This is a genomic window from Allobaculum sp. (assembly GCF_047010065.1).
Classification (GTDB): domain Bacteria; phylum Bacillota_I; class Bacilli_A; order Erysipelotrichales; family Erysipelotrichaceae; genus Allobaculum; species Allobaculum fili.
In genome coordinates this window covers 1-9332 of the sequence record NZ_JBKXLD010000093.1, presented here as the reverse complement: position 1 = coordinate 9332, position 9332 = coordinate 1, and the positions used below count along the sequence as shown (strand labels likewise).

The following is a 9332-nucleotide window of genomic DNA, read 5'->3' as shown; positions in this document are numbered from 1 at the left end:
CCCTGATGCAGGGAGTTGTCCTGATTGACCTGAAGTTCGAGAATGTAGTCCGCGCCGAGTTCTTTGGCTTTGTCCATGCGGGTCTGTTCGCATTCGTCCGTGCTTGAACAGGCGGGAACGTCGTCATACCAGCGGGAATATTCCACCCGGTAGCCGGCGTTTTCGAGCGCGCTGCCGATTGTCAGCGCCATCTGCATGAGCAGATCCTTTTCGCTCGTTCCGTTCTGGTTAATGTAGCCGGTATCCGTGCCTCCGCGGGCGGGATTGATGTAAATGAGCGGAGAGGACGAACTTCTTCGCGTATCGACGTCGTTGTTAGTACGCAGCGGCTGATTTTCGTCATAAACCGGAATCTGCGTACTTTCTGGTGAAAGGGAAGCCGACAGATTTGGGTCGATGACCAGCAAAATAAACAGTGCCGCAATCAGAAAGAAAATGGCGCGTTTCATGATCTGACTTCCTCCTTTCCTTACGCTGAATGCAAAGCGGGATCCGGCTCTGGCTCGTTCGCATTTCGCAAGATGGACCGGAATCGTATATAATCACAAAGTTATCGTCTGCTTAAAGCCTAGTCTGCAGACGCACGGATAAAAAACATGGATTTGGCTTTTGTTAAACCGAATTTCAATCTTAACAAAGCCGCTCTGGCTCTGCCACTCTTTCTCTAAAAATCTATCACGCCTGCAAGCCGAATCAAGTCTGCATGCCAGACGATACCGAGGATTTCCAAAAGGAAAGGGCAGATCCGCAAGCGCCGTACGTTTTAGATAAGAAACGCTTCGTATTTCGTTTCATTCTCGTTTCTTATTCGTCTCTTATTTAAAGGAAATAGGCTGTTCTGGCCTGCAGATATACTGGAAAGGAGCAAAGCGCATGGAATTTAAAGTCTGTCTCGATCAGTTTGAAGGACCGCTCGATCTGATGCTGCATCTGGTCCGCTCGTCTCAGCTCGATCTGTTTGAGCTAAATCTCGATGTGCTCGCCAGCCAGTACTGCGCCTACATTCACGAAGCGCTCAAGCAGGCGCTCGATGTCAGCAGCGAATATCTTGTCGAATTCAGCAGCCTTCTCGAATACAAGTCGAAAAAGCTGCTTCCCAAACCGTGTATCGAAGACGATCCGGAAAGTACGTACGAAGAAGATCCCGCCGAGCAGCTGGCCAGACGTCTGCGCGAATACGAAAAGTGCAAGGCGGAAGCCGAAGTTCTCGCAAGACTGTACGAAAAGCGGGAAAAGCGGCTGAGCCGGGAACCCTCCAGTCAGATCGACGAATGGGCGAGCATGGTCAGCGACGAAACGCCGCTTACGATTGCACCCAACGCACTCGCTTCGGCGTTTCTTCGCGTGCTGCGCCGTCATCAGCTGCTTCAGCCCTACCAGACGAAAGTCGAAGTCAAGGAGCTGAGCGTAGAAGAGCGCATGGCGCAGATTCTCAATATGGAAATTTTTACGCCCACGCCCTTCCGATTTGAGCAGCTGCTCGACAAAGTGACGACGCTTCATGAAGCGATCGTGACGTTTCTTGCGGTTCTCGAACTCGTGCACGAAGGCAGCGCGGCGGTCTTTCTGCAGGAAAAAGACGAAATCGAAGGCGATGCGAATACTTCCGAAGGAGAACGAGCGGACGGCTCTGGAAAGGACGAAATATGGATTCAGCAGGTACCAACGAATCATTAAAAGCGCTTCTGGAAGGGCTGATTTTTGTCAGCGGCGAAGAAGGCCTGACCCTTCTGCAGATTCAGTCGGTTCTCGACTGGTGCCAGCGTTCTACGCTTTTAGAAACGCTGGAAGAAATGCAGGCGGATACAAAAAAGGAAGCGCGCGGCGTGGAACTCGTCCGCTATGGCGGCAGCTGGAAATACGTCGCCAAGGAATCCGTCTATCCCCTCGCGCAGAAGCTCTATTCGAAAATTCAGAGCGCGTCGCTGACGCCGTCTGCCATGGAAGTTCTCTCGCTGGTCGCGTACCGGCAGCCGATTACCCGGGTGGAAATCGATGAAATCCGCGGCGTCTCCAGTGACGCTACGCTCAAAAAGCTCCAGGCGCGCGGGCTGATTGAAACGTGCGGCCATCTCGACACGATCGGGCGCCCGCTGCTCTATCAGGTCAGCGAATCATTTTTCGATACCCTGGGCATTTCCGCCCTTTCCGATCTGCCGGCGGTGGAAGTTGAACAGAAGGAAAGCTCTCTTTTTGAACGTGAAGAGGCACTTACAGTGGAAGATAAAGAAAAACAGCCGGAATCGGCGAACACTCCGCAGGCGTCAGACTCTTCAGAAGCCGCAGAAGAATCCGCTTCACAGGCAGACCAGACGCCCGAGAGGCCGCAACAGGGTATTGTAGAAACAGACCAGACGAAAGAGACTTCGTCTGATCCAGTTTTCGAATCCAAATAAAAAAACCGGTGGATGCATCGGTTTGTCTAAATCTTAGCCGAACGCATCGAGATCCGATGCGCCGTTTGGCTTCATAAAAAACAGGAAGGCAAGATAATCATATGGAAGAACGTCTTCAGAAACTCATTGCCCAGTCCGGCATCTGCTCGCGCCGTAAAGCGGAAGAGCTGATTCTGGCGGGAAAAGTAAAAGTCAATGGAAAAGTCGTCACGACTTTAGGCACGAAAGCCAGCAGTTCGGACCGGATTACGGTCAATGGCAAGGCCATTTCCAAAGACGAAAAAGTTTACTATGTCCTCAATAAGCCGAAAGGCTGCATCACGTCCATGAAAGACGAAAAGGACCGCCCGACGGTGATGGACTATGTTCCCTCCGATGTGCGCGTCTTTCCGATCGGCCGTCTGGACTACGATACAAGCGGCGTACTGCTGCTGACTAACGACGGCGATTTTGCCAACAAGATGATGCACCCGCGCTACCATCTGCCCAAAACATACGAAATCAACTTGCAGGGCATGCTCAGCGAGGACGATGTCCGCAAACTGCGTAAAGGGTTCAGCTACAATGGCGAAACGTTTGCGCCGGCCAAAGTCTTCATTAAAAACAAGGACGTCACCCGCGATCGCATGCTCGTGGATCTGACGATTTATGAAGGCAAAAACCACCAGGTCAAAAAGATGATGGAAGCGCTCGGTCATGAAGTGCGCCGTCTGAACCGTTCGGCGTTCGGCTTTGTCCGTGTTGATGACATGCGTCCAGGCGAATGCCGTCGTCTGAAACGCTACGATGTGCGCAAGCTCGAAGCCATGAGCGAGCAGGGCGGAAACAGTTCAAAATGAAACAGATTTTTTATCCGCTCCCTTTAAATGCGGGAGACCTGGTCGAACTCGATGAAGCGACGGCCCATCATCTCTTTGATGTGCTGCGCACCGAGTCCAAAGAAGACGTCCGCCTCATTAGCGGACAGGAAGTGTATCTGGCCCATACCGAGCAGAAGCCGTATTTGCGCATTGAAAAAAAGCTCGAAAGCGCGGGCCAAAGCCAGGCAGCCGAACTGACGCTTTGCGCGGCGCTGATTAAGGCCGACAAGTTTGAATGGATGCTGCAGAAAGCAGCGGAACTTGGCGTAAGCCGCATCGTACCGTTTACGTGCGCCCGCTTGATTGTTCAGATCGATCCGAAAAAGGAAGCCAAGAAGCAGGCCAGATGGAATGCCATTCTTGAACAGGCCTGCCGCCAGTCCAACCGGACGAGCCTTGTGCATCTTGAACCCGTCTGCTCGATCAATCAGCTCGAAGCCTATAAAGGCGAGGTCAATGTCTGCGCCTATGAAAAAGAAGACGAACATCATGTGCTGTACGATGTCCTGAAAAATCCGTTTTCTTCGGCCTGCTTTGTGATCGGGCCGGAAGGCGGGTTTGCGCCAGGCGAAGCGGAACGCCTTGAAGAAAAAGGCTTTGCGCTCTGTTCGTTAGGTACCGGTATTTTACGCGCGGAAACCGCCGCGTGCTTCGTGCTTTCGGCTGCGCAGTATCAGCTGCAGGCCAATGCCGCCAAAGACGGTTCGTCTGCCCTTTAAGACGATTTTCCATCGGCTAATTCAGAATCAGACAGGCGCCTTCCGGCGCTTGTTTTCTTGCGGCCGCTGAAAGGAGAAACCCCTTTTCATGAATAAAACGTTTGAAATTGAAACCCTTGGATGCAAGGTCAATGAATATGAATCCGCCTATTATGCCGAACAGCTCGAAAAGGCCGGCTTTCGCAAAGTACAGCCCGGCGAAACGGCGGATGTGCTCGTCATCAATACGTGCACGGTAACCAATACAGCTGCCGCCAAATCCCGGCGCAAAATTCACCGGGTAAAGCGGGAAAATCCGCAGGCGGTTACCGCGGCGGTCGGCTGCTACGTACAGGTCAGCTCAAAAGAAGAGCGCGAAGAACTCGGCGTTGACGTTCTGATCGGCGCTGCCCATAAAGATCAGCTGGCCCAGATTCTTCTGGAAACCATGCGCCAAAAGGAAGAACAGGCGAATGAAAATTATTCTGCAGGACCAGATGCAGAGACGGCCTTCTCCTCCAGGGATGGCGTGGAGGATCTTGTGGAATCCTCACGCGATCTGACGCGCTTTGAATCGATGCCGATCGGTCATTTTGAAGGCCAGCACCGCGCCTTCCTCAAAATTCAGGACGGCTGCAACCAGTACTGCGCCTATTGTCAGATTCCATTAGCGCGCGGACCGGAACGCAGCCAGATTCCCGAGGAAGTCGTTAAGAGCGCCGTTTCCCTGGCAAAAAGTGGCCATAAGGAAATCGTACTGACCGGTATTCATACCGGCCGCTATCGCTTCCGCCAGACGGATCTCAGCCAGCTTTTAAAGCGGCTTCTGGAAAATACACCGGAAGACGTTTGCTATCGCATTTCCAGCATTGAAATTACCGAAGTCAGCGACGCGCTTCTCGATCTGATGGCTGAAAATCCGCGCATTCTGCCGCACCTTCATATTCCAATTCAGGCCGGCGATAACCGGACCCTCGCACGTATGAAACGTCCGTATACGGTCGAAGATTTTGAAAAGCGTCTCGAAGAAATCCGCGCGCGCATTCCGCACATTTCGATTTCCACCGATGTGATCTGTGGATTTGTGCAGGAAAGCGATGACGAATTTGCGACAACCGTAAAAACGCTCGAAGACTGCCGCTTTTCCTTTCTGCATGTGTTCCCGTATTCGAGACGCAAGGGAACCGCGGCGGATGCGATGACCGGCTTTATTCGCGGCGATATCGCCAAAGCCCGCACCGATCAGCTGCTCGAGCTGTCCGCAAGGCTGCGCGAAAAGGATATGGACCGCTTTGACGAGGCACAGGTTTTAGTCGAACGTGCGGACGCGAACGATCCAAACCGGTATCTTGGGTATACATCCCAGTACCATCCGATCCAGATTCTCAGCGAAACGCCGCTGAATGGCCGCGTAAATGTTAAAATGACGGAAATCCAGGACGGCCATTACCTCGCCGTTTTAAAAGAAGAGTAGAAGAAGAGTAGAAAGGGATTTATGAGACTTTCAAAAATGTTCAAGGATACCCCGACCATCAACATCGAAGGGCTGTCCTTCGATACGCGAACGATTAAAAAAGGCGATATGTACTTCTGCCTGCCCGGTCTGTCGAGCGACGGTCACGACTATATCGATCAGGCGATTGAAAAAGGCGCCATCGCGATTGTGCATTTCAAGCCGGTTGTACCGTCGGCTGCCGGCGTAGTCTATATCCGTGTAGACGATACGCTCGACGCGATGAATCAGGCGGCGCGGATTTTCTACAACCGTCCAAGCGACGATCTGCGCATGTACGGCGTGACGGGAACGAACGGAAAGAGTACCGTCACCAACATTATTCGCCACCTCAGCCAGCCGCAGACCCCCTGCGGCTATATCGGAACCATTGCGATTTCCTATGGCGACAAGACGCTCGTGCCGGAACTGACGACGCCGGACGCGATCACGCTGCAGCGTCTGCTTCGCGATATGGTCGACGCGGGCATGAAAGCCTGCGCCATGGAAGTTTCTTCGCACGGCCTGGCGCAGAAGCGCGTGAAAGGCATCGATTTCGATGTGGCAGTCTTTACCAACTTCACCTACGATCATCTCGACTTCCACGGAACGATGGAACGCTATTTTGAAGCCAAATCCCTGCTGTTTTCCAGGCGTGTAAAAAGCGAAGGCGTCTCCATTCTCAACGCGGACGATCCGAAATGCGCGGATCTGGCTGCGCTCAGTGCGGCTCGCGTAAAAACGTACGGCATCAATTCACCGGCCGACTACCGCGCGATCAACGTCGTGCTCACGAGCACATCGACGTCCTTTAATCTCGTGTACGGCTCCAAAACGTATCCGGTCGTTTCCAACCTCGTCGGCGATTTCAACGTAGCCAACCTTCTGGCAGCCATTGCGGCGGTGCACGAAAGCAGCGATCCGCAGTCCCTCGAAGAAATTCTGACGAAAACCGCGAACATTCCGCAGATCGCCGGACGCATGGAGCAAATCAAGGAAGGCCAGAACTTCAATGTGATCGTCGACTTCGCGCATACGCCGGACGGTCTGGAAAAGATGTTCCAGTTTGGCCGTTCCATTACCAAGCCGGGCGGATCGCTGATCGCCGTCTTCGGATCGGCGGGCAAGCGCGACAAGCCCAAACGCAAAGTGTTCGGCGAACTGGCCGATCAGTTCTGCAGCATGGTCTATCTGACCGAAGACGACCCGCGCGATGAAGATCCAAAAAAAATTGCGGACCAGATTCGCGAAGGCATGAAAAACGTACCGAACGTTTTTGTTTCTGACCGCTATGAAGCCATTCGGCAGGCGATCGAAGCCGCCAATGAAGGCGATACGGTTCTCATTCTTGGAAAAGGGGATGAACCCTTCATGTACTATGAAAACGGACGCGGCCCATGGGTGGGCGACAATAACGCCGCCAGAGAGTGCCTCAAGCGTCTTCAGGGTGAAACCGTCGACGAAGACTAGCACTCTTTTCCGCATCAAAACCGAGAATTCAATCCACCATACAGAGGATGACGAAAAATCGTGATCCTCTTTGTTTTTGCCAATCCTGCCATTCGGTCATTCTTCTGGCGAAATCGTGAAATCCTTTCTACTATGTTTAAACAGCGCGGACCCAGGCAGGCGGGAACGCGCTGATTTTTTATGTTTCGATATCGGATAGCGTTAGAATCCGCATAGACGATCCGGATTTTGGCAGTCCGCCTGGATCCGGAATACACGCGGCGACTAGGCAAAACTCCATGAGAAAACCTGGAGAGGCGGCGCCTCGGCCGCAGCGGAAATTTTCACATTTTTGAACGTTATCAGTTGAAATCTTTTCGTAGTCACCTATAATAGTGAATGTGATTCAGGAAGGGGGGTTGTAGTATGCCAAAAGTAGTTGTTAAAGAAAACGAACAGCTGGATGACGCACTTCGTCGTTTCAAACGTCAGGTCTCCCGCAACGGTACCCTTGCTGAGGCCCGTAAAAGAGAATTCTATGTTAAACCGGGCGTTAAGAAGAAACTGAAATCCGAAGCTGCACGCAAGGTTCGCCGCGGCAAGTAATGCCAAACAATCTGCTTAGAAGCAGATTTTTTTTTACGAATATTTCATTCCGGTTTGCTTGAATAAAGCGAAAACGCCCAAAAGGAGCGGACGGATCCAGCAGGTTTGATCCCGCGCGAATTCGATTTTCGGCTTTTTAATGCAAGAAGGAACCAACCTCTGGCCGATCGGATTAAAATCGGCTTGAGTCCATAACAGGCTGCGGTCTGAAAAGGAGATTTTTATGGAAAAACTTCTCGATTGTTCCGAACTGCCCTATGACATTCTGGTCGCTCTGCCCGGATTTCAGGATGCCAATTTCAAAGTCATTGAAAAGGCCTTTCCGGTTCAGATTTTTCTGAAAAACCAGACGCTGAAAATTGTCGGTTCTTTGGATGCGGCGATTGAGAAAACCGAACAGGTTCTCGATGCCATGGTACAGTCGCTCGATCGAAACGGGCACATCGATCTTGATGAGGTGGAACGCCTCTGCTTCCTTTCCTCCAAGGGACAGACCGCGCTGATTGTCGACGACGCAGAAGAAGCACCGATTGCCCGTACGCGCGCCGGAAAGCTTATTTATCCGCGCACGCCTCACCAGAAGGAACTGGCGGAAGCATTCCGCAATGAAAAGATCATTTTCGCCTCGGGCGTAGCAGGTACCGGAAAAACGTATCTGTCGGTCGCGTTCGCGGTCGATCAGTTCAAAAAGGAAAAGATTTCCAAGATCATTCTGACCCGTCCGGCGGTCGAAGCCGGCGAATCCCTGGGCTTTCTGCCTGGCGACATGAAAGAAAAGGTCGATCCGTATCTGCGTCCGCTCTATGACGCGCTCAACGAAATGCTGGGCGCGGATACAGTCGAAAAGCTGCAGGAAAAGGAAATCATTGAAATCGCGCCGCTTGCCTTCATGCGCGGCCGTACGCTCAACGACGCCATCGTCATTCTCGATGAAGCGCAGAATACCACAAAAGCGCAGATGAAGATGTTCCTGACCCGAATGGGCAAAAACTGCCGCATGATCATTAACGGCGACGTCTCGCAGATCGACCTGATCCGCAAGGAAGATTCCGGTCTGATCGACGCCTGCAAAATTTTACAGGGCATTGACGGCATTAAAATCCTGTACCTGGATCAGAGCGATGTCGTACGAAATCCTCTGGTACAGAAAATCATTGAACGCTATGAAAACAGCGCCCGCTAAGCCGGACGCTTTTTCTTTGGATATCCGATTCTGGCCTGCGGCCTCTAGGTCAAACCAAAAACGGTGCAAGGACAATACGGATACAATGAAAGCACTAAGAAATGTCCTTTGTGAATTCTTATCTCATCCGATTTGTACAGGACATTGTTCAGAAACAGGAGGGATTTGAAATGGAATCCAATACTGAAACGGTTCAAAATGAAAATCCGATTCTCGGAGCGGTCATGGTCTGTCATCCGCCCATTATCGTGCCCAACGTAGGGCAGGGGGAAGAGCGCCGCATCCAGGACATTACAGACGCCTATGAGCAGGCGGCTGCAGAAATCGGCGCGATGAACCCGGACACGGTCGTCATCATCTCGCCGCACGCTCCAAGCTATTTTGACTACATTCAGCTGACTTCGCCGAAAATTTCCGGAGGCGATCTGAGTCAGTTTGGCGATCACGAAGATCACTACATTATCGATAATGACGTTGAACTCGTACAGGAAATGAGCCGGCTGGCCGAAGAACAGAATTTCCCGATGGGGACGCTTGGACAGCAGGGCGGAAACCTGGATCACGGAACCGTAGTTCCGCTGTACTTTCTCAATCCGCAGATCGGCCACCATACCCGGATCGTTCGGATGAGCATTGGCGGACTCAGTC

The 9332-nt window shown here is 52.2% G+C and carries 9 protein-coding genes and 1 pseudogene; 9 read left to right on the top strand and 1 reads right to left on the bottom strand.

The window, feature by feature from the left end; genetic code table 11:
- A partial coding sequence (locus tag ACLUYS_RS08140; RefSeq protein ID WP_412659567.1) for an N-acetylmuramoyl-L-alanine amidase family protein occupies window positions 1-449 on the bottom strand: 449 nt, incomplete at its 3' end.
- 424 nt (window positions 450-873) lie between these two features.
- Between ACLUYS_RS08140 and ACLUYS_RS08135 the strand changes: the two genes are divergently transcribed.
- From ACLUYS_RS08135 to ACLUYS_RS08095, 9 genes and pseudogenes are all read left to right on the top strand, one after another.
- The gene (locus ACLUYS_RS08135) at window positions 874-1677 is read left to right on the top strand and encodes a segregation and condensation protein A (protein WP_230267386.1); all 804 of its coding nucleotides are present in this window, start codon (window positions 874-876) and stop codon (window positions 1675-1677) included.
- A complete protein-coding gene (scpB, locus tag ACLUYS_RS08130) occupies window positions 1647-2396 on the top strand; it encodes an SMC-Scp complex subunit ScpB (protein ID WP_412659566.1) in 750 nt (249 codons plus the stop codon). The genes ACLUYS_RS08135 and scpB overlap by 31 nt, the downstream gene beginning before the upstream one ends.
- Before the next feature lie 101 nt (window positions 2397-2497).
- A complete protein-coding gene (locus ACLUYS_RS08125) occupies window positions 2498-3235 on the top strand; it encodes a pseudouridine synthase (protein ID WP_230267390.1) in 738 nt (245 codons plus the stop codon).
- Window positions 3232-3975, top strand: a complete 744-nt coding sequence (locus tag ACLUYS_RS08120) for an RsmE family RNA methyltransferase (protein WP_412659565.1) — start codon at window positions 3232-3234, stop codon at window positions 3973-3975. The genes ACLUYS_RS08125 and ACLUYS_RS08120 overlap by 4 nt, the downstream gene beginning before the upstream one ends.
- An 88-nt stretch (window positions 3976-4063) precedes the next feature.
- Window positions 4064-5428: a tRNA (N(6)-L-threonylcarbamoyladenosine(37)-C(2))-methylthiotransferase MtaB gene (mtaB, locus tag ACLUYS_RS08115; RefSeq protein WP_230267393.1), complete on the top strand. Its 1365-nt coding sequence runs from the start codon at window positions 4064-4066 to the stop codon at window positions 5426-5428.
- Window positions 5429-5449: 21 nt separating this feature from the next.
- Window positions 5450-6916 carry a UDP-N-acetylmuramoyl-L-alanyl-D-glutamate--2,6-diaminopimelate ligase gene (locus ACLUYS_RS08110; protein WP_412659564.1) on the top strand — a complete coding sequence of 489 codons (1467 nt, stop codon included), beginning with the start codon at window positions 5450-5452 and terminating at the stop codon, window positions 6914-6916.
- Between the two features lie 405 nt (window positions 6917-7321).
- Window positions 7322-7501, top strand: coding sequence for a 30S ribosomal protein S21 (gene rpsU, locus ACLUYS_RS08105; RefSeq protein WP_230267396.1), 180 nt, complete (start codon window positions 7322-7324; stop codon window positions 7499-7501).
- 223 nt (window positions 7502-7724) lie between these two features.
- The gene (locus tag ACLUYS_RS08100) at window positions 7725-8684 is read left to right on the top strand and encodes a PhoH family protein (protein WP_412659563.1); all 960 of its coding nucleotides are present in this window, start codon (window positions 7725-7727) and stop codon (window positions 8682-8684) included.
- A 170-nt stretch (window positions 8685-8854) separates the two neighbouring features.
- Window positions 8855-9332 (top strand): annotated as a pseudogene (locus ACLUYS_RS08095) (hypothetical protein); the annotation flags it as partial.

What these genes read in the sequence shown, in the direction of transcription:
- ACLUYS_RS08135 (WP_230267386.1), top strand. Translation starts at nt 874, where the DNA reads ATGGAATTTAAAGTCTGTCTCGATCAGTTTGAAGGACCGCTCGATCTG.
- scpB (WP_412659566.1), top strand. Translation starts at nt 1,647, where the DNA reads ATGGATTCAGCAGGTACCAACGAATCATTAAAAGCGCTTCTGGAAGGG.
- ACLUYS_RS08125 (WP_230267390.1), top strand. Translation starts at nt 2,498, where the DNA reads ATGGAAGAACGTCTTCAGAAACTCATTGCCCAGTCCGGCATCTGCTCG.
- ACLUYS_RS08120 (WP_412659565.1), top strand. Translation starts at nt 3,232, where the DNA reads ATGAAACAGATTTTTTATCCGCTCCCTTTAAATGCGGGAGACCTGGTC.
- mtaB (WP_230267393.1), top strand. Translation starts at nt 4,064, where the DNA reads ATGAATAAAACGTTTGAAATTGAAACCCTTGGATGCAAGGTCAATGAA.
- ACLUYS_RS08110 (WP_412659564.1), top strand. Translation starts at nt 5,450, where the DNA reads ATGAGACTTTCAAAAATGTTCAAGGATACCCCGACCATCAACATCGAA.
- rpsU (WP_230267396.1), top strand. Translation starts at nt 7,322, where the DNA reads ATGCCAAAAGTAGTTGTTAAAGAAAACGAACAGCTGGATGACGCACTT.
- ACLUYS_RS08100 (WP_412659563.1), top strand. Translation starts at nt 7,725, where the DNA reads ATGGAAAAACTTCTCGATTGTTCCGAACTGCCCTATGACATTCTGGTC.